This window comes from Sporosarcina koreensis (assembly GCF_000826145.2).
In the GTDB taxonomy this organism is placed as follows: Bacteria; Bacillota; Bacilli; order Bacillales_A; family Planococcaceae; genus Sporosarcina; species Sporosarcina trichiuri.
The window spans coordinates 1,819,056-1,838,944 of the sequence record NZ_LN651337.1; the positions used below are offsets into that span (position 1 = coordinate 1,819,056).

Below are 19,889 nucleotides of genomic sequence, written 5' to 3' on the forward strand. Positions count from 1 at the left end.
AAAACCAGGCAGAACAGGGGCATCCCCCGTTCCGCCTGGTTTCCTCATTTACTGGATCGATTTCAATTCACTGATCATCTTGCCGGATTTATCGACCGTCTTCACTCGTCCGATTCCTTTGACAAAGTAAGATTTATTTCCATTTGTATTTGTGGCTTCCACGGCCTTTGTGAATGTCTTATATGGTGTTTTCACGGTTTTATTGATCCCTGTGATCGTGACGCGTTCATGGAAATCCATTCCGGGCTGCCACTTCGTGTTCAATTTCACAGGATAGATAAGCTCCTTTTCGGCTTCAGAAAGCGGATGAACCATGTAAAGCCCATCTTTTGTTTCCCGCTGATCCAGGTGATAGACACTGCCGTCGCCCGTATCCTTGAATTCCCACAAATATCCGTGGAATGTCACTTCTGCAGGCTTGATGGTCACTTTTTTATACGCGACTTGCAACTCGCCTTTCGGCTGTGCGTACGTATACGTCTTTGTCAGATCATAGGCATAGCCGTCTTTGTTAAGCGTCCGCTGTTTGAATTCAGTACTGAGTCCGCGTGCAAGGAAGACTGAGAATTGCTCGCGTGTGACATTCGCGGTCGGACGGAAGGTGCCATCCGGATACCCCGTCACAATATGGGCACCTGCCATTTCAAAAATGGCCGTGGAGGCGTTCATGTGATGACCGACATCACTGAATCTGCCATAACTTCCCGCCATGATGCCGAACGAACGCTCCAGGATCATCGCCATATCACCGCGTGAAATCTTCTCGTTCGGACGGAAGGTGCCGTCCGGATAGCCGTTGATGATCTTGCGGTCCGCTGCTGAGGCGATATAGCCGCTCGCGCCATAGTTCTTGCCGACGTCCTTGAACTTGGTCGCGCGCTTCGTGCCGTTCAGGTCGAGCATCCGGCCGACCATGATGGCCGCTTCCCCGCGTGTCACGTCCTTTTTCGGCTGGAACTTTCCGGTCGTATAGCCGCTGATAATGTTTTTGCCGACGAGGAAATTGATTTCATCGTGGAAGCGGTTCGTTTTCGGGACATCCGGGAATCCAGCAGCCGCTGCAGGCTGTGCCGCGAGGATGAAGGAAAGACCAATGACGGTGACAAGTGTCCATAACTTCTTCATGTGCTCACTCCTCTTCTTCTGTTTGTTCCAGCATACCAATCTGCTGCCATCCTATCAACTTATTTCCAGAGGAAAAGGATTATTCATGCAAAAGACGTCCGGGTATATTCTGCGGACGTCTTTTCCCTATAGGACAGGCGACAGCAGCCGGGAGATGCCTTCCTTGAACTTGATGAGCAAAGAGCGTTCAGCGTAGCGTTCCGCCGTCAGCTCGGTGCTGATTTCAGTGTCTTTCAGGAACAGTTCCTGCAGCTGTCCGGCAATGGCTTTGTCATAGATGACCGCACTCACCTCGAAGTTGAGATGGAAGCTGCGGGAATCGATGTTCATCGTCCCGACACATGCCGTCTCCCCGTCCACGACCATCGTCTTTGCGTGCAGGAATCCGTTGTTGTATAGCAGGATTTTCGCACCATACGCAATCAGGTCCCCAGCATATGCCCAGGTCGCCCAGTAGACGAACGGATGATCCGGCTTGCACGGGATCATGATGCGCACGTCGACGCCCGACAGCAATGCTATCTTGCACGCATCCATGAAACTCGTATCAGGAATGAAATACGGCGTCTGGATATAGACGCGTTCCTTCGCCGCCAGGATGAGTTTGATGTACATGTTCTTCAGGTGCTCCGTCCGGGAATTGGGGCCGCTTGCGACGACCTGGACGGGGCTCGTCCCCCGTGCCGGACCCGCTGCGAATTCGTATTGATCCCATTCACCGGGTTTCCCGCGGCCAGCCTGATGCCAGTCGAGGATGAACCTCCCCTGGATGTGGTGGATGGCCCGCCCTTCGATCCGCAGATGGGTGTCCCGCCAGTAGCCGAACTTCTTGTCGAGTCCGAGGTATTCATCCCCTACGTTGAACCCGCCGATGTAGGCGATTTTACCGTCGATGATGACCAGTTTGCGGTGGTTCCGGTTGTTGATGCGGAAATTGATGAGCCGGAAGAAGGACGGGAAGAATACCTCGACTTCCCCGCCCGCTTTCCGGAGCTCGTCGAAGAATTTCGGCGGGGTCTTTTTGGAGCCGACCTCATCATACAGTAGGCGCACTTTCACGCCGGCTCTTGCCCGCTCGATCAGCGCATCCCGCAGCCGCCGGCCGAGTTCGTCTTTCTGGAAGATATAGTACTGGATGTTGACTTCGGTTTGGGCGCTGCGTATATCGCGTTCGAGTGCATCGAATTTCGCATGCCCGTCGCTGAAGATCTCAATGTTGTTATCGGTGGACAGCAGGGCATCCGCCGACTTCAGGTTCATATGGATGAGTTCTTCCTGTACCTGCAGAGCGGGCTCCTTCAGCAGGTCCCCTGGTCAATTGCCTCCAGCTGCGCATCGACTTCCGTCTGGATTTCCCCGCGCTCGTTTTCCGTGAGCCGGTAGAAATTGTTCTGCTTCAGATTCCTGCCGAGGAAGAGATAGAGGATGAAGCCCACGATTGGCAGGAAGACGAGGACAAGGATCCATGCCCATGTATTGCCGATGTCCCGGCGTTCGAAAAACAGCACCCCCGCCAGCAGGAAGGCGTTCACGATGATTGTGATGGTGGCGGTCAATGTAATGATATTTCCAATTTCCATAGGCGTCTGCTCCTTTACCGTCCATGATGCCAGGTTTCCGTGAACGATACAATCTATTTTCTGCTCTGGGAGACTCCTTTTGCGTCCTTCTGTTCCTATAAAAAAATGCGTAGCACAGCGGAGCCGGCAAGCCAGGGGTTTGATTTGTCTGAAGTGCATACGGAGCGGCACGGCGGGTTGGTGGCAGCCGACAGCCAGTCCGCGGGCATGCTGTGTTCCTGATTGTGTGAAGTTATGAGCGGTTTGGCATGGTTTATGAGCGATTTTCTGTGTTTATGATCACTTTACGAAATTTATGATCACTTTCCCGAGTTTATGATCACTTATCAAGTTTTATGAGCGTTTCCCAAGATTTATGATCAGTTTCGCCAGTTTATGAGCAGTTTCCAAGCCCCTTGCAATGAAGCCCGCTCTTTCTGCATCGTCTGGGTAACTCCGTTGCGCTATAATGGGGAAAACTGGTTGTACAGGGGGACTGCTTCATGAAGAAACGACGGTATCGGAATCTGGATCCGGCGGCACGGCCAGCGACGTTCGGGGAACTGATGCGCTGGCGGCGCGAGCGGATGCGGAAGAAAAAGGACATGCGGTTCAAAATCGGCCAGGCGCCGGACAAGCAGACGGCGCGCCTGCAGCGGAACCGCTGTGATTCCACGATTACCTGGATCGGCCATTCGACGTTCCTGCTGCAGATCGCTGGACTCAACATCATCACGGACCCGGTGTTTGCGCGCCGGATGGGGCTGGATGTCCGGCTTGAGCCGCCCGGTCTGCCGCCTGCGGAACTGCCTGCGATCGATGTCGTTCTGCTGTCGCATTCCCATTATGATCATATGGACAAACCTTCCCTCCTGCAGCTGCCGGGCAGTCCGGCAGTCCTGGTGCCCGACGGTCTGGGGCCGGCGGTACGCAAGATCATGAAACAGTCGTGCGTTTACGAAGTCCCCTGGGGAGCATACGTCACCATCGGCCCGCTTTCATACCATGCGGTCCCTGCCCAGCACTGGACGAAGCGTTCGCTGACCGACACGAACACGTCCCATTGGTGCGGCTGGGTGATCCGCCAGGCAGCCGCTGGTGAAGAGCGGTTCGGTACATTGTATTATGCCGGGGACAGCGGGTACTTTCCGGGGTTCCGTGCAATCGGCGACCGTTTCCCGGATATCCGCTATGCCCTGCTGCCGATCGGTGCCTATGAGCCGGAATGGTTCATGGGCACCCAGCATATGACGCCTGAGGAAGCTGTACAGGCATTCGAAGATGTCCGGGCGGATACGTTCATCCCGATGCATTACGGCGCATTCCGGCTGGCCGACGATACGACGGAAGAAGCGCTCGACCGGCTTCTGGCCGAGTGGCACAGGCGCGGTCTTCCGCGGGAACGGCTGACGCTGCTGCGGCTCGGGGAGACGCTCTGCGATTCGTGAGAGCCCTGTCCCTCCCTTATCCGCACTGAATGAAAACAGACGCGTATTCCAGTTATCGGAATACGCGTCTGTTTGCGTTTGCTTACGTTCGGTCGAAAAACCGCTGCTGTGCGACTGCTGCCACAAATTCCTCGACGAAGTCCGGATTATTGTCAGCAAACACGACGCCAGCCATATTGTTCTGCGCCGATTTCCGGATGAATGCCCGGCCAGTGGACGCAACCCCGATCGGTTTGTAGTGCTTGTAAGCGACGTTAATGTATTCGTTCATGTCGTAATTGAACTTATCTGCATTTTTCGGAGTTCCCCCAACGATATAGAGAGAGTCCATCAAATACGGGCTTGTCGTCAGGAACGTTTCATCCACTTTCAGTTTGGTGCCGTCACTGCCGGTCACTGTACCGAGGGTTTCACTGATGATTACGACGAATACACCATACTTCTCCAATACATCCAGAGTTTTTTTGACCGCCTCCGTATCGAATCCGTTCGTGATCAGCACCCCGACCTTTTGGGAATATGCGTATTTCGGTGTGCTGGCCTGGCTGAGGGATGGATACTTGGTGGATACCGGCACATGGCTGCCGCTCGGACGGTTGACACCAATATTGTCTGCAACGATGTTGGCCATCTCCTTATCGACCTTGACGAGGATATCGACGTTCTGCTGACGGACCGACTCACTTTGGACACAGCCGAGCTGAAAGCTGAGTGCCTCGATCATGTGCTGTTTTTCGACAGGAGTAAGGCTGTTCCAGAAGATCCGCGGCTGTGTGAAGAAATCATCGAACGACTTGCTCCGGGCGCGTATGACGTGCCCTTCGACTTTCTTCGGGTACGAGGCGTATCCTCCCTCTTCCGGCGGTACGGTATACGGTGTATTATCCGAGATGGAGTTTTTATGGTAGTTTGTCTGATCGACATCGATCCGGTACCGCATGAAGCCCTTCCTCGTATTATTGGTGAACGGACAGAGGGGGCGGTTGATCGGCAAGTCTTGGAAGTTCGCACTGCCGAGCCGGTGATACTGCGCACTTTGATAGGCCATCAGCCGTCCCTGCAGCACAGGATCGTTCGAGAAGTCGATGCCGGGCACGACGTTCGCCGGGTTGAATGCCACTTGTTCAAGCTCGGCGAATTCATTGTCGACGTTCCGGTTCAATGTCATTTTTCCGATCAGCTGAACTGGGATGAGTTCTTCCGGCCAAAATTTGGACGGGTCCAAGATGTCAAAATCGAACTTGAACTCATCCTCCTGGGACAGGAGCTGCACGCCAAGTTCATATTCTGCGTATGCCCCCCGGTCGATCGCTTCCCGCAGATCACGGCGGTGGTAATCGGGATCGATGCCGCCAATCTTCTGTGCTTCGTCCTGTAAGAGAGAATGCGTGCCGAGGATCGGCTTCCAGACGAACCGTACAAAGGTGGCGACCCCTTGTTCGTTCACGAGCAGATAGGTGTTGATCGACCAGGATTCCATCATACGGTAACTTCTAAGGATTCCGCGGTCGGACATGACCCAAAGCGTCATATGAAGGGCTTCCTGATTGTTTGCTACGTAATCCCAGAAATTATCATGGGCGCCTGCAGCTGTCGGCATGCCGGTCCTCGGTTCCGGCTGGTAGGCATGCAGGGCATCGGGGAATTTCATGGCATCCTGGTTAATGAGCACCGGCATGTCAATTGTCGTCAGGTCGTAGTTGCCCTCTTCCGTATAGAATTTCACTCCTTTGCAGCGCAGATCACGGGCAGTATCCTTCGATCCGCGGGGCCCCTGAACAGTCGAGAACCGGACGAATACCGGTGTCTTCTTCCCCTCTTCCTGCAGGAATCCGGCTTTCGTGTACTGCTTCATGGATTTGTAACACTCGAACTCTCCATGTGCGCCGTATCCCCTCGCATGCACTTTCCGCTCTGGGATCGGCTCCTTGACAAAATGCGTCATCTTCTCGAAAAACTCATAGTCCTGCCGCAGCGTCGGACCGCGGACACCGGCTTTCAACTGATCTTCGTCATTCGACCGTTTCAGTGATTGGTTCGTCGTCAGGGGATTTCCTGTATTTTGGATGCGGAACTCCTCAAGCTGTTCGAGCTTGCGATTCGTGACCGACTTGTCATGTTCGTCGGAAAATCGATTATCCATACATGCGCACCTTTCTCAGCGAGATTTTCAACCATTTACAGTGTATGTGAAGAGGCCGTCGAAGATTACGTCCGGGCTTTTCCACAAGAAGATATATTGAACTATTTTGAACATACTATTATAGTAGGTTGCAACTCTCAGTAAATGACTGGAAAATCGTTAAAGGGGACTCGGGAATGAACCGCACATATTTGAAACACGAATTTCTGCTGACGGCTGCGGGCAGACGGACCATCCCGTTCCTTCTGTTCATCGGCACACTTCTGCTGATCTACTGTTTCCTGCTCGTCCCGAATCGGGAGACGCCTGAGACGCTCGATATCGATGAGACCAAACTGTACTTGACGAAACTGGAAGTCGAGCAGGAGCAGCGACTGAAGAACGGCAATACGGGGATCATCCTCATGACCGGGCAGCCCGTATTCGCCATGAATGCATACTACCACGGGCTGTTCTCCGCATTCCTGAATGCCTATGAAGACCGGAACTTCCTCCGGTATCTCCATCTGCGCACCGCCTATCTGGAGTCCGACCCTTCCGTCTACATACAGGATGACCGTCTTTTCAGCAATTCACCATTTCCCGGCAAGGATCGGGAACATCTGTACCATCAGACAATGCTGCGCTACGAAGACTACCTTTCCAATAAGCGTACGGTTACGGAAGGGCTGCTGTTCGAGAAGACAGGTCTCCAGTCGCTGCAGCGCTTTCTCCAGACATACGGCTTTGCCTTCATGCTCTTCTGCGCTGTGTATTTCAGCAGCGATATCGTTTCCCGGGACCGGCTCCACCGTTCTGTATTACAAGGTCTTCCCGTGTCCTGGTACCGGCAGCTGAACCTGAAATCGCTGTCCGCCTTCCTGTATACACTGCTTGTCATCTTCGCTGTGCTGGCTGTCGGTGTTCTCCTGCTGGCTCTCCAATTCGGCTTCGGGCCTGCCGATCTCGATGTGCCCATCATGACAGCCCAGCAGACGTTCACCATCGAGGACTACGGCGTGATGGGCATCTTGAAGTTCATAGGGATTTCATTACTGGCCGTCCCCCTGCTCGTCTATCTCATCATCCGTCTGAATACGGTGCTCGGACTCCTGCTGAAGAACGAATGGCTCGTCCTCCTCTTCGGAACGGCTGTCATTTTTGCGGAGCGGCTGTATGACGGCCGGACGACGCGGGAACTTGCCGGTATTGACATCAGCTATTTCCCGCAGACCTACTTCGATTTCGGCAAGATTATTACAGGTGAGAAGAATTACCTGCTGAATACGGAGACGATCACCGTCGCGAAGGGATTCATCGTCCTGCTGGCTGCTGTGCTGGCAGTGGAACTCCTCCTGTTCGCCGTATCGCGGATCATCACGAAGCGGCGCCTCTACCAAGCACGCTGACAAACCCCGGGAAGGAATGAGTCTGTCCATGAAACGGACCTATCTGTTATTCGAACTGAACATGCTTGCACATAACCGGAAAAACTGGCTGCTCGGTCTGGCACTGGTCCTCTTCTTCCCGATCTATTTCGGTCACTACAGCCAGCAGCAGATCGAAACCGTACAAGATCAGAAGAATGAAGAAGCCGGACTGTTCGAAACGATCTTCAAAGCATTTCCGGAAGAGCTGAGGGAGTCGGAAGAGGGGCAGATGATCTACGACAACCTGACGGAACAGGCATCCCTCATCAACATGCAGCGTTTCTACTTATGGGATGAAGAGGAGAACAGCAAGGCTTACATCGAAGACGGACTGCGGCTTACCGAACTGCGCCTGCAGCTTTACGATGCCGGCAACAAAGGCATGCCTGAGGAATTGATCATGACGGAAGAAGAGATCCGTCAAGAAACGGCCCTGCTGACCTATCAGCAGCAGCATGACGTGCCGATTATCGCAGATCCACTGGCAGCAAGTGCTTTCATACCGGCTGCTCTGGATCGGATCAGCGGTGCGCCATTCGGCTTGTTCGTCCTGCTGATCGGCAGCAGCATGATGCTCCATGACCGGGCGAACCGCTCCGTCATGGAGGGGCTGCCGGTTTCATCGTCACAGCGGATGCTTACGAAACTGGGCGTCCATCTGGCGCTTATTACGCTGTTCTTGGCCGCCGGTATCGGTGCCGGCGCGCTGTATGCCGGACTGAAGACAGGATGGGGGGACTTCTTATCACCTCTGCTGCTCTATGACGGCGGAGAGTTCCGGGCGGTCTCGTCCGTCTCCTATATTGTGCTCCAGTCCCTATCGTTCCTGCTCATCAGCCTGCTGCTGCTTGCGGCGTTCGCCCTGCTGCAGGAATTCACGGAAAACACCTATGCAGCCGTTCTGATTATTCTCTTTTTCATCCTGCTGCCCTCTATCCTGTCGACGGCAGGTCTGCAGGCCGGCTGGCTCCGGCCGCTCGTCATGCTGGACAGTGCTTCCGTGATGAACGGCATCGCAGCCGAACGGTATGCAAGCAGGCAGCTGGATATCCGTCATGCATTCTTCTGGTATGCGGGCCTGACCGCCATCCTTCTCGGCACAGCCGCCATCGTCAACCGGCTTCGCTACAGACAGCCGGCCCGGGCATACCGGACAGCCAGGAAACACTAAGGAGGGACAGTCATGCTGAAACTGACGAACATATCGATCGCCTATCCGGGCAAGGTGGTCCTGGATCGGATCGATTTCACAGCCGGAAAAGGAGAGATCATCGGTGTTGCTGCACCGAACGGCACCGGGAAGACGACGCTGTTCAATATCATTGCAAACTATACGAAGCCGGACTCCGGCCAAGTGCTGTTTGACGGAAAGCATTCCTACCGCAGCGAACGGGAAGAGGTTGCGATCCATCGGCAGCTGACAACATTCCCGGAACAGGGGGACCTTTTTGAAGAATTGACAGGCACCGCTCACCTGAAATTATACGCCTCGATGTGGCAGCACTCGTCCAAGCAAGTCCCGGCCATCATCGAACGTCTCCAGATGGGCCACTATGTGAAGAAGAAAGTGAAAACCTATTCACTCGGCATGCGGCAGCGGCTCTGTTTTGCCATGATGATGGCCGCCGACACGCCTGTCATGCTGATGGATGAGGTGATGAACGGGCTCGATATCGCTAACGTCGCCCTCATTTCCGATTGTCTGATGCAGATGAAGGAGGAAGGGAAACTGATCTTTGTCGCCTCCCATCTGCTCGAAAACCTCGACTTATACGCCGACCGTGTCATCTTCCTGAAGGACGGGGTGATCGTCCACGAACAGAAGCTGACAGGCGAGCGGGACCTTTTCCTGAAGGCCGAGATGGCGCCAGATCAATATAATCTTCTGGCAGAGTCATTGGCCCTACCGCAGGATCATCTCTATATCGCCCGTCACCTGCTCTGCATTCCGCTGAACGGACTGTCCATGCCTGATCAGGTGCAATGGATCGAAAAGCTTCTTACGCAGGGCACAGCCAAACTGACGATCGGACCGCTCGGAACGGTGGAATACTATGAAAACTACTATGCGTAACGTGCTGCTCGTCCTGCTGATCTCGCTCTCCGCAGGCTGCCAGACAAAGTCCGTTCCGTCTTCCGAGTCCGTTGTCCGCTACGCAGAGAATCAGGAAATCACCGGCAAGGAGAAACAGGAGCTGATCGGCTCTGTTCATCCAGGTCTGTTTACGGAAGTCGACCGCGCCAACAGCGAAGCCCGTGAAACCGCTGTCCCTGTTGTCCCGAAGACCGGTGAAACCATCACACTGCCCCCTGGCCGGTATATGATTGCCGGAAATCCTACCGGGAATATCTATGTATTGGATAAAGACGGCAAGCAAATACTCCGGGAAATTGTCGGCGATTATGCCGGTGCTCATACGCTCACTGTTTCGGTGGATGAATCGATGACCGTGCGCGCAGATGGCGGATATGATTCGGTTTCAGTTTTTCCTGCTGAGACGGAACCCAGGAACACCCTGTCTGCAGGTGTATGGAAAGTGGGAACGGATATCGACCCGGGAGTATATACGATTTCAACTGATGAACTCTATGGGTACTTGCAGATTCTTGAGAGAGGAAAAGACCCCATCCTTTACGAACTGATCGGCGGCACGTCAGGGAAGACCGAAAGCCGTGTGGAGCTCAGGGAAGGGCAGTGGCTCCGTGTCACTAACACGTCTACCGTGGTGTTCAATCCTGCAGATTAGGGATTCAGCTTCATCAGATCCACCGGAAACCGCGACTCTCCTATGAGATTGCGGTCTTTTTACTGCCGGCCGTCTGTTTCTTATGTAAAAATAATATTGCATATTTTCTGTCTTTTCGTTACCTTTACAAAATAGGTATGTCCTGCCTCTAGTTGCCAAGTGATTTGGGGATCGCCTGACAACTGCGGGGTATATCAACGAAAACAAAAGGGGATGAGTTTGTGACAGTGGGACTGAAAGAATCCGGAGTCCGCGTGACAGAGGAACTGCCGCGCACGACGGATGGGAAACTGGACTATGAACGGATCATCGAGACACCGGAGTTCAAGCGGCTCGTCAGGAAGAAGAACCGCTTCATCACACCTTATACGGCTGCATTTTTCGTAATTTACCTGATGCTTCCGATCCTGACCAGTTACACAAACATACTGGAAACGCGTGCAGTTGGCTGGATGACGTGGACATGGGTCTACGCCTTCGGGTTATTTGCCATGGTATGGGTGTTCACGCAGATTTATGTAAAGAAAGCACGGGATTTTGATAAGGACGTTGACCAGATTATCGAAAAACACGTTCAGGAATAAAGGGGGATTCGCTGATGAGTATGATATCCATTATAATCTTTTTCTCTGTGATTCTATTGACGTTGTACATCACCTACTGGGCTGCAAAACAGACGCAGACGGCCAGTGACTTCTATACGGCAGGCGGCTCCGTGTCCGGCTGGCAGAACGGCATGGCGATCGCCGGAGATTACCTGTCCGCCGCATCATTCCTCGGGATTGCCGGCGCCATCTCGCTGAACGGATTCGACGGCTTCTATTACAGTGTCGGATTTCTGACCGCTTATCTGGTCGTGCTGTTCCTGATTGCAGAACCGCTCCGGAATTTAGGAAAGTATACGATGGCCGACATGATCGGCTCCCGCTTCGGCGCAAAGAAAGTGCGCGAAGCGGCGGCGCTCAATACGATTACAATCGTGCTGTTCTATATGCTTGCGCAGCTCGTCGGTGCAGGCGCGCTCATCAAACTGCTGTTCGGCATCGACTATTGGATGTCAGTGATGATTGTCGGCGTGATGATGCTCGTCTATGTGCTGTTCGGCGGCATGACTGCAACAAGCTGGGTGCAGATTGTCAAGGCGATCCTGCTGATGATCGGAACCATCGTCATTTCGTTCCTGGTCCTAATGAAGTTCAATTTCAATTTCGTCGGCATGTTCGATATTATGCGGACAGCGACGGACCACGGGGAATCATTCCTCCATTCGGGGGTCGTCTACAAAGATCCGATCGGTCTGATTTCCGTACTGCTGGCCCTGGTGCTAGGAACAGCAGGCCTGCCGCACATCCTCATGCGTTTCTTCACGGTGAAGGATGCAAAGACGGCCCGTTCATCCGTCGTCTATGCGGTCTGGATCATCGGCATTTTCTATGTCCTTACGATCTTCCTCGGGTTCGGGGCCGCCAAGTTCGTCGGCTCGAAAGCGATCATTGCTGAAAATGCCGCCGGCAACATGGCTGCACCGATGCTCGCCGGTGTGCTCGGCGGGGATGCCTTGGAGTCATTCGTTGCGGCTGTAGCATTTGCCACGATCCTTGCCGTTGTCGCAGGGCTCGTGCTCTCGGGTGCATCCGCCATTGCGCATGATCTGTATGGAGAAATCATCATGAAAGGCAAAGTGACGGAGAAACAGCAGGTGCGCGCAGCCCGTATTGCCGCCATCAGCGTCGGTGTCCTGTCAATCTTGCTGGCACTTGGTTCGGAAAAATTGAACGTCGCATTCCTCGTGTCGCTCGCATTCTGTATCGCAGCGTCCGCGAACGTACCGACTCTGCTCATGACGATTTATTGGAAGAAGTTCAACACGACAGGCGCAGTGGCGTCCATGCTGACCGGCCTTATTACGGCATTGGTGCTCGTCGCGGTCAGTCCGAACGTCATCAATCCGGTGCCGGGTGCAGCGTTCTTCGTCGGCGAACCGCTCTTCCCGTTCATCAACCCGGCAATCATCTCAATCCCGGCCGGCTTCCTGGCTGCGGTCATCGGCACATATGTCGGTGCAAAGAAGCAGGAAGCGGAGGAAGTGTCCTACGCGGAGGTCCGGTTCAAAGCGGAAACCGGCTACCGCGGATTGTAAGTTGTGTCTTCGTATCTCCTATAAGCCCCGGGGTCTGTCTTGCAGGCAGACCGCCGGGCTTTTGTCTGTATTCCCGATGAAGACGAGTGGGAATTGTGAAGTTATGAGCGCAAAATGACAGTTTATGAGCGGAATCCCATGTTTATGATCACTTTCAAGGATTTATGAGCATAATCCCATATTTATGATCATTTCCCCCGGTTTATGAGCGGAACGGCACCATTTATGAGCACTTTCCCGCTTTGCCGCAACTGATTCCTCTGCCGCCAGACGCAAAAACCGTTCCCCAGGCAGGGAACGGTTTTCATCCGATACGCTTATGCTGTTGTCCGCTCGGTCATGAACGTCATGATGACGAACAGCGCGAAGGCGATCAGCAGGATCGTACCGCCGACGATGTAGAAGATGAGAGCGAATGTCGGGTTGATATTGAATGGCTGGATGAACTGCAGCCACATACCGGCTGTCAGACCGATGGCGCCGATGATGGCGGTCCAGCCGTGGACGGCCACCAACTTTTTGGCGCGCACCCTGTATATTTTGTAGAAGACTCCCCACGAAAACATCGACAGCCAGCCGACGAGCAGAATGTGCGCGTGGATCGGTTTGAACGCGTACGAACCCGAACCCGCCATATGAGAACCTAATACCGTTCCGATCAATCCGAAAATCGCTGCAATCCTGATTAAACGCATACTCCATTTCTCTTGCATGCTGCATTCCTCCTGTGCCGTTCTGATTACTTCCATCATACAACCTGAAGATGAACGCAACATGTACAGTACATTACAGTTTCGGCAGTGTAACTGTGAATGTCGTTCCGTTCCCTTTTTCACTGGTCACATCGATCGTTCCGCCGTGGAGCTCGACGACCTGCTGCACGATAGAGAGACCGAGCCCAGTCCCTTCTGCCGCCTGTGTCCGGGAGTCGTCTTCGCGGTAGAACCGGTGGAAGATCCGTTCCATGTTCTCCGGCGCGATGCCGATGCCTGAGTCGCTGATGGTGACAACCACCTTCTCTTCTCCTGCAGCAAGGGATACGTCCACCGTCCCATACTTGTCCGTGTATTTCAACGCATTCGACAGGATGTTTTCCCAGACCTTTTCAAGGAACGACGGATCCCCCGTCAACTCAGCCTCTTCCACGTCCATGGATAACGAAATCTGCTTCTCTTCCAACAGCCACCGGTATTTGCGCACTGTCTCCTTCAGCTGCTCACTCACACTGTACTGCACCGGTTTCAGCGGGCTCATCATCTGATCGAGCGATGTCAGCAGCAGCAGCTGTTTCGTCAGCGACGACAGCCGGTCCGTCTCCGATTGGATGACTTTCGCATAGCCCGCCCGTTCACCCGCCGGCAGGGATTCGTCTGCAAGCAGTTCGGCATATCCTCTGATATTCAGCAGAGGCGACTGGAAATCATGCGACACATCGCTGATGAATCGCTTCCGGATCCTGTCGTTCTCACTGAGACGCTCCGTCATCCTTTGGAAACTTTCCGCAAGCTGCCCGATCTCGTCTTTCTGATCGATATTCAGGATTGGACTGAATTCCTCATTCCCGACCCGCCTCGTCGCAAGCGTCAGCTGGGTGATCGGCCGGATGAGCCGCTTCGCAACGATGAGCATTGCCAGCAGGCTGGTGATGGCCATGACGATCACCATACCGCCGAGCAGGTAATGCACTTCCGTGAACAGCAGTTTGATATCTGGACGCAGGAACAGCGCATAGTCCCTGCCCTCATACGTAAATGGGACGCCGACCGTGTTCGCGGTTTCGTCCGAGAAGAAACCGGTCACGAACGTTTCGGTCGGAAACTCACGCATCCCATGGTAGTCGTCTCCTGCCAACACCTTTTCCACTTTCTCCGGCGCCAAGTTCTCCAGACGGAACGCCTGTCCGAACCGCTCCGTCTTTCCATCCGCACCGGCCAGCAGCAGTTTGTATCCTGTCCCAGCCTCCATCTCCAGAAAAACCCGCAGATCCGGCGGTTCCATCTCTTCGATGTAGTCCGCCATCTGCTTGGCGATCCGCATGTTCTTCTCGTCGTTCGATCCTTTGAGATTCTGGTGGTAGTACGTATTCACTGCCAGGAATGCAGTCAGGGCGCTGAATGTCATGATGGCTGCGGTATATAAAAGGAATTTCCCATACAGGGACCTCATGGCAGAGGGACCTCCAGCTTATAACCGACACCCCGGACGGTCACGATGCGGATCCCTTCCGGCAGGCCTTCGAGCTTATTCCGCAGCCGTTTGATATGTACGTTAAGGGTCTGGTCATCTCCCTCGTAGTCAAACCCCCACACACGGTCCAGCAGGATGTCACGCGTGAACACCTGGTTCACACGGGAGGCGAGCACGGACAGCAGTTCGAATTCCTTCAGCGGCAGCAGCAGCACTTTCCTGCCGATCGTCACTTCGTACGTCTGACGGTTGATGGACAGCGGCCCCGCTTCGATGAAGACATCGACCGCTTTGTCATAGCGGCGTAAAATCGCGCGGATCCGGAACAGCAGCTCTTTCGGCTCGAACGGTTTGACGAGATAGTCATCCGATCCGGCAAGGAACCCTTTCTCCTTGTCCTCCAATTCCCCCTTCGCCGTCAGCAGCAACACTGGGATATCCCATTCGGAACGCAGTTTCTTCGTCAGCGCATAGCCGTCCATCTCTGGCATCATCACATCGACAACCGCGAGATCCGGTACTTCCTCAGCTAATTTCCCAAGTGCCTCCTTACCATTTGCCGCTTTGATAACCGAATACCCTGCCCCCGACAGGGTGATCCGAACAAGTTCCACGATATTCGGATCGTCATCCACTGCCAATATTGTCGTCATCTATTTCACACCTTTCGTTTTCGATCGGTTCCACTCCGCATTAAGAAGGCCGGACAGCAGCAGAATGACCGCTGTCATATAGAACCAGATGACCAGCATGATAATACCGGACAGCTGGCCGTACAACCGCGTGTAATCGACAGCAGTCACCCACCCGCCGAACAGGTAGCTGAACAGCTGCCAGCCGATTGTCGAGAAGACCGCCCCCGGCAGCGCCTGCCGGAAATACACCTTTCCGGTCGGCACGAATTTATAGAAGAACAGGAAAAAGAAGAATAGGAAGAGCGTTCCGAGCCCCCACTTCACTTTCGGCCAAAGGAACAGCCAGCCTTCCCAGTCGTCCACGGCATCATAATACGCAATCACCTGATGGAGCACGTTTTCGATGAACGGCAGCAGCAGGGACAGCGGCACAATCAGCATGAAGAGCAGCGTGACGCCGAGATCCCGGAACAGCGACAGCCAGAAGCCCCTCTTCCTGACATACCCGTTTGCAAGGTCCAGGGAACGGGCGAGCGACTGGACTGTCACGGACGACAGCCAGAAAGCACCCGCCAGACTCAAATAGAGCCATTTCCCTGTTTTGTTCCTCACGATTTCAAGGACGTTATCTTCAATCAGTAAGAAAGACTCTTCAGGAATAAAAGGCCGGAGAAATCGAAACATAACTTCTTCATTGACCGGAAAGAGACTGAGCAGCGACAGCACGAACAGGAAAAACGGCAATATCGACAGCAGCAGATAGTAGGCAGTTTGAGCCGCTTGGTCAAAAAAACGCTCAAAAAAGAACCTTTTTAGGACTTTAATACCTATACTCATCATCAATCTCCTTTTGTCGTCTTGGGTTCATGGAGAAGCCGGTTAAAGACACAGCCATCTATATTAGGGGGACATTGAGAGTCCTGACAACCAATTTATTGAAAAATTATCTTTCCATCTTGAAAGTCATGATTAGGAGCTTTTACCCCATACGGCGTAGCCCAAAATCATGTTAAATGCCATCCAATACTTATCATCATACCATCCATTATCTTATTCTATTCTAAGGGTTTCACACATCCGCAGTCCATGCAGGAAATCAGAGGAGAACCCGTAGCCTCTTCACTCTTACGGACCGCCTTCTGAAGCGAAACTGTATGTTAATACTCTGCGACGGGTGGCAGACCCATGATAACATTTACATGCTAGCATTCCATGCAATAAAAAAACACGAGCAGAGACATTTTGTCTCCGCTCGTGTTAATCCAGCTCCGACTCCCTGATGCTTGTCGCATCAAAACGATCGTCCCCGCTTTTTATAGTGCCCGGCAACGTCCTACTCTCACAGGGGGAAGCCCCCTACTACCATCGGCGCTGAAGAACTTAACTTCCGTGTTCGGTATGGGAACGGGTGTGACCTCTTCGCCATCGTTACCAGACAGATGAGCTTGTTCGCTCAAAACTGGATAAAACAGACATTGTGCAGCCAAGACCGCCTTACGGCGCTTCCGCTTTTGTTTGGTTAAGTCCTCGATCGATTAGTATCTGTCAGCTCCACATGTCGCCATGCTTCCACACCAGACCTATCCACCTCATCATCTTTGAGGGATCTTACTTACTTGCGTAATGGGAAATCTCATCTCGAGGGGGGCTTCATGCTTAGATGCTTTCAGCATTTATCCCGTCCACACATAGCTACCCAGCGATGCCTTTGGCAAGACAACTGGTACACCAGCGGTGTGTCCATCCCGGTCCTCTCGTACTAAGGACAGCTCCTCTCAAATTTCCTGCGCCCGCGACGGATAGGGACCGAACTGTCTCACGACGTTCTGAACCCAGCTCGCGTACCGCTTTAATGGGCGAACAGCCCAACCCTTGGGACCGACTACAGCCCCAGGATGCGATGAGCCGACATCGAGGTGCCAAACCTCCCCGTCGATGTGGACTCTTGGGGGAGATAAGCCTGTTATCCCCGGGGTAGCTTTTATCCGTTGAGCGATGGCCCTTCCATGCGGAACCACCGGATCACTAAGCCCGTCTTTCGACCCTGCTCGACTTGTCGGTCTCGCAGTCAAGCTCCCTTATGCCTTTGCACTCTTCGAATGATGTCCAACCATTCTGAGGGAACCTTTGGGCGCCTCCGTTACCTTTTAGGAGGCGACCGCCCCAGTCAAACTGTCCGCCTGACACTGTCTCCTGCCCGGATCACGGGCAAGGGTTAGAAGTCCAATACAGCCAGGGTAGTATCCCACCATTGCCTCCGCGTAAGCTGGCGCTCACGCATCCAAGGCTCCTACCTATCCTGTACAGGCTGCACCGGAATTCAATATCAGGCTACAGTAAAGCTCCACGGGGTCTTTCCGTCCTGTCGCGGGTAATGCGCATCTTCACGCATATTATAATTTCACCGAGTCTCTCGTTGAGACAGTGCCCAGATCGTTACGCCTTTCGTGCGGGTCGGAACTTACCCGACAAGGAATTTCGCTACCTTAGGACCGTTATAGTTACGGCCGCCGTTTACTGGGGCTTCAATTCGAAGCTTCGCTTGCGCTAACCTCTCCTCTTAACCTTCCAGCACCGGGCAGGCGTCAGCCCCTATACGTCACCTTACGGTTTTGCAGAGACCTGTGTTTTTGCTAAACAGTCGCCTGGGCCTATTCACTGCGGCTCTCTCGGGCTGTTCACCCTACCAGAGCACCCCTTCTCCCGAAGTTACGGGGTCATTTTGCCGAGTTCCTTAACGAGAGTTCTCTCGATCACCTTAGGATTCTCTCCTCGCCTACCTGTGTCGGTTTGCGGTACAGGCACCTCCCGCCTCGCTAGAGGCTTTTCTTGGCAGTGTGAAATCAGGGACTCCAGGGAAACTTCCCCTTGCCGTCACAGCTCAATGTTACAGGAACGGGATTTGCCTCGTTCCACACCTCACTGCTTGGACGCGCATGACCAACAGCGCGCTCACCCTATCCTTCTGCGTCCCCCCATTACTCAAACGGCGGGGAGGTGGTACAGGAATATCAACCTGTTATCCATCGTCTACGCCTATCGGCCTCGACTTAGGTCCTGACTAACCCTGAGCGGACGAGCCTTCCTCAGGAAACCTTAGGCATTCGGTGGAAGGGATTCTCACCCTTCTTTCGCTACTCATACCGGCATTCTCACTTCCAAGCGCTCCACCAGTCCTTCCGGTCCAGCTTCAACGCCCTTGGAACGCTCTCCTACCACTGACACCCAAGGTGTCAATCCGCAGTTTCGGTGATTCGTTTAGCCCCGATACATTTTCGGCGCAGCGCCACTCGACCAGTGAGCTATTACGCACTCTTTAAATGATGGCTGCTTCTAAGCCAACATCCTGGTTGTCTGGGCAGCGCCACATCCTTTTCCACTTAACGAATACTTGGGGACCTTAACTGGCGGTCTGGGCTGTTTCCCTCTCGACTACGGACCTTATCACCCATAGTCTGACTCCCAAACATAAATCATCGGCATTCGGAGTTTGTCTGAATTCGGTAACCCGGGATGGGCCCCTCGTCCAAACAGTGCTCTACCTCCGAGATTCTGACGTTTGAGGCTAGCCCTAAAGCTATTTCGGAGAGAACCAGCTATCTCCAGGTTCGATTGGAATTTCACCGCTACCCACACCTCATCCCCGCACTTTTCAACGTACGTGGGTTCGGGCCTCCAGTAAGTGTTACCTTACCTTCACCCTGGACATGGGTAGATCACCTGGTTTCGGGTCTACGACCCCATACTCATGCGCCCTGTTCAGACTCGCTTTCGCTGCGGCTCCGCGTTCTCGGCTTAACCTTGCATGGAATCGTAACTCGCCGGTTCATTCTACAAAAGGCACGCCATCACCCATTAACGGGCTCTGACAACTTGTAGGCACACGGTTTCAGGATCTATTTCACTCCCCTTCCGGGGTGCTTTTCACCTTTCCCTCACGGTACTGGTTCACTATCGGTCACTAGGGAGTATTTAGCCTTGGGAGATGGTCCTCCCGGATTCCGACGGAATTTCACGTGTTCCGCCGTACTCAGGATCCACTCTGGAGGGGATGGAATTTCGGTTACGGGGCTTTTACCCACTCTGGCGGGCCTTTCCAGGCCGCTTCGCCTACCCCATCCCTTTGTAACTCCGTATAGAGTGTCCTACAACCCCAGGAAGCAAGCTTCCTGGTTTGGGCTCTTCCCGTTTCGCTCGCCGCTACTCAGGGAATCGATGTTTCTTTCTCTTCCTCCGGATACTTAGATGTTTCAGTTCTCCGGGTCTGCCTCGTATCTGCTATGTATTCACAGATACGTACCATCCTATTAAAGATGGTGGGTTTCCCCATTCGGAAATCTTCGGATCACAGCTTACTTACAGCTCCCCGAAGCATATCGGTGTTAGTGCCGTCCTTCATAGGCTCCTAGTGCCAAGGCATCCGCCGTGCGCCCTTCCTAACTTAACCATAAAGTCATTGTTCTTCCGCCACCCAGCGATGAATGGACGTCAGAACG

13 protein-coding genes, 2 rRNA genes and 1 pseudogene are annotated in these 19,889 nt (G+C 53.6%); 7 read left to right on the forward strand and 9 right to left on the reverse strand.

Translation table 11 applies throughout. The features are described 5' to 3' along the window. Positions 1-48: 48 nt before the first annotated feature. Together BN1190_RS14600 and cls are read right to left on the reverse strand one after the other, a co-directional pair. Positions 49-1,125: an S-layer homology domain-containing protein gene (locus BN1190_RS14600; RefSeq protein WP_052461911.1), complete on the reverse strand. Its 1,077-nt coding sequence runs from the start codon at positions 1,123-1,125 to the stop codon at positions 49-51. Positions 1,126-1,251: 126 nt separating this feature from the next. Beyond that, positions 1,252-2,705: pseudogene (gene cls / locus BN1190_RS14605) on the reverse strand (cardiolipin synthase). Positions 2,706-3,187: 482 nt separating this feature from the next. Between cls and BN1190_RS14610 the strand changes: the two are divergent. Then, entirely contained in the window at positions 3,188-4,132 is a 945-nt protein-coding gene (locus BN1190_RS14610; protein ID WP_040287708.1) for an MBL fold metallo-hydrolase, read from the forward strand. 82 nt (positions 4,133-4,214) lie between these two features. Here BN1190_RS14610 and BN1190_RS14615 read toward each other — a convergent pair whose 3' ends face one another. Continuing rightward, the gene (locus tag BN1190_RS14615; RefSeq protein ID WP_040287709.1) at positions 4,215-6,275 is read right to left on the reverse strand and encodes a catalase; all 2,061 of its coding nucleotides are present in this window, start codon (positions 6,273-6,275) and stop codon (positions 4,215-4,217) included. 176 nt (positions 6,276-6,451) lie between these two features. Between BN1190_RS14615 and BN1190_RS14620 the strand changes: the two genes are divergently transcribed. From BN1190_RS14620 to BN1190_RS14645, 6 genes are all read left to right on the forward strand, one after another. Further along, on the forward strand, positions 6,452-7,663 hold the full coding sequence (locus tag BN1190_RS14620; protein WP_040287710.1) for a hypothetical protein: 1,212 nt from the start codon (positions 6,452-6,454) through the stop codon (positions 7,661-7,663). Between the two features lie 28 nt (positions 7,664-7,691). Then, a complete protein-coding gene (locus BN1190_RS14625; RefSeq protein ID WP_040287711.1) occupies positions 7,692-8,855 on the forward strand; it encodes a hypothetical protein in 1,164 nt (387 codons plus the stop codon). Positions 8,856-8,867: 12 nt separating this feature from the next. Further along, positions 8,868-9,758, forward strand: a complete 891-nt coding sequence (locus tag BN1190_RS14630; protein ID WP_040287712.1) for an ABC transporter ATP-binding protein — start codon at positions 8,868-8,870, stop codon at positions 9,756-9,758. Beyond that, positions 9,739-10,431, forward strand: a complete 693-nt coding sequence (locus BN1190_RS14635) for a hypothetical protein (RefSeq protein WP_144036123.1) — start codon at positions 9,739-9,741, stop codon at positions 10,429-10,431. Before BN1190_RS14630 ends, BN1190_RS14635 begins: the two co-directional genes overlap by 20 nt. Before the next feature lie 221 nt (positions 10,432-10,652). Continuing rightward, complete coding sequence (locus BN1190_RS14640; RefSeq protein ID WP_244898722.1) at positions 10,653-11,015, forward strand: DUF485 domain-containing protein; 363 nt, start codon at positions 10,653-10,655, stop codon at positions 11,013-11,015. A gap of 14 nt (positions 11,016-11,029) precedes the next feature. After that, positions 11,030-12,571, forward strand: a complete 1,542-nt coding sequence (locus tag BN1190_RS14645; RefSeq protein WP_040287714.1) for a solute symporter family protein — start codon at positions 11,030-11,032, stop codon at positions 12,569-12,571. A 317-nt stretch (positions 12,572-12,888) separates the two neighbouring features. Here BN1190_RS14645 and BN1190_RS14650 read toward each other — a convergent pair whose 3' ends face one another. From BN1190_RS14650 to BN1190_RS14675, 6 genes are all read right to left on the reverse strand, one after another. Beyond that, a complete protein-coding gene (locus BN1190_RS14650; RefSeq protein ID WP_040287715.1) occupies positions 12,889-13,284 on the reverse strand; it encodes a hypothetical protein in 396 nt (131 codons plus the stop codon). 73 nt (positions 13,285-13,357) lie between these two features. Further along, a complete protein-coding gene (locus BN1190_RS14655) occupies positions 13,358-14,737 on the reverse strand; it encodes a sensor histidine kinase (protein WP_040287716.1) in 1,380 nt (459 codons plus the stop codon). Then, positions 14,734-15,411, reverse strand: a complete 678-nt coding sequence (locus BN1190_RS14660) for a response regulator transcription factor (protein WP_040287717.1) — start codon at positions 15,409-15,411, stop codon at positions 14,734-14,736. Before BN1190_RS14660 ends, BN1190_RS14655 begins: the two co-directional genes overlap by 4 nt. Then, a complete protein-coding gene (locus tag BN1190_RS14665; protein ID WP_040287718.1) occupies positions 15,412-16,230 on the reverse strand; it encodes a YihY/virulence factor BrkB family protein in 819 nt (272 codons plus the stop codon). Positions 16,231-16,713: 483 nt separating this feature from the next. Beyond that, a 5S ribosomal RNA gene (gene rrf, locus BN1190_RS14670) occupies positions 16,714-16,829 on the reverse strand. Between the two features lie 79 nt (positions 16,830-16,908). Further along, a 23S ribosomal RNA gene (locus BN1190_RS14675) occupies positions 16,909-19,840 on the reverse strand. Between the last annotated feature and the right edge of the window lie 49 nt (positions 19,841-19,889).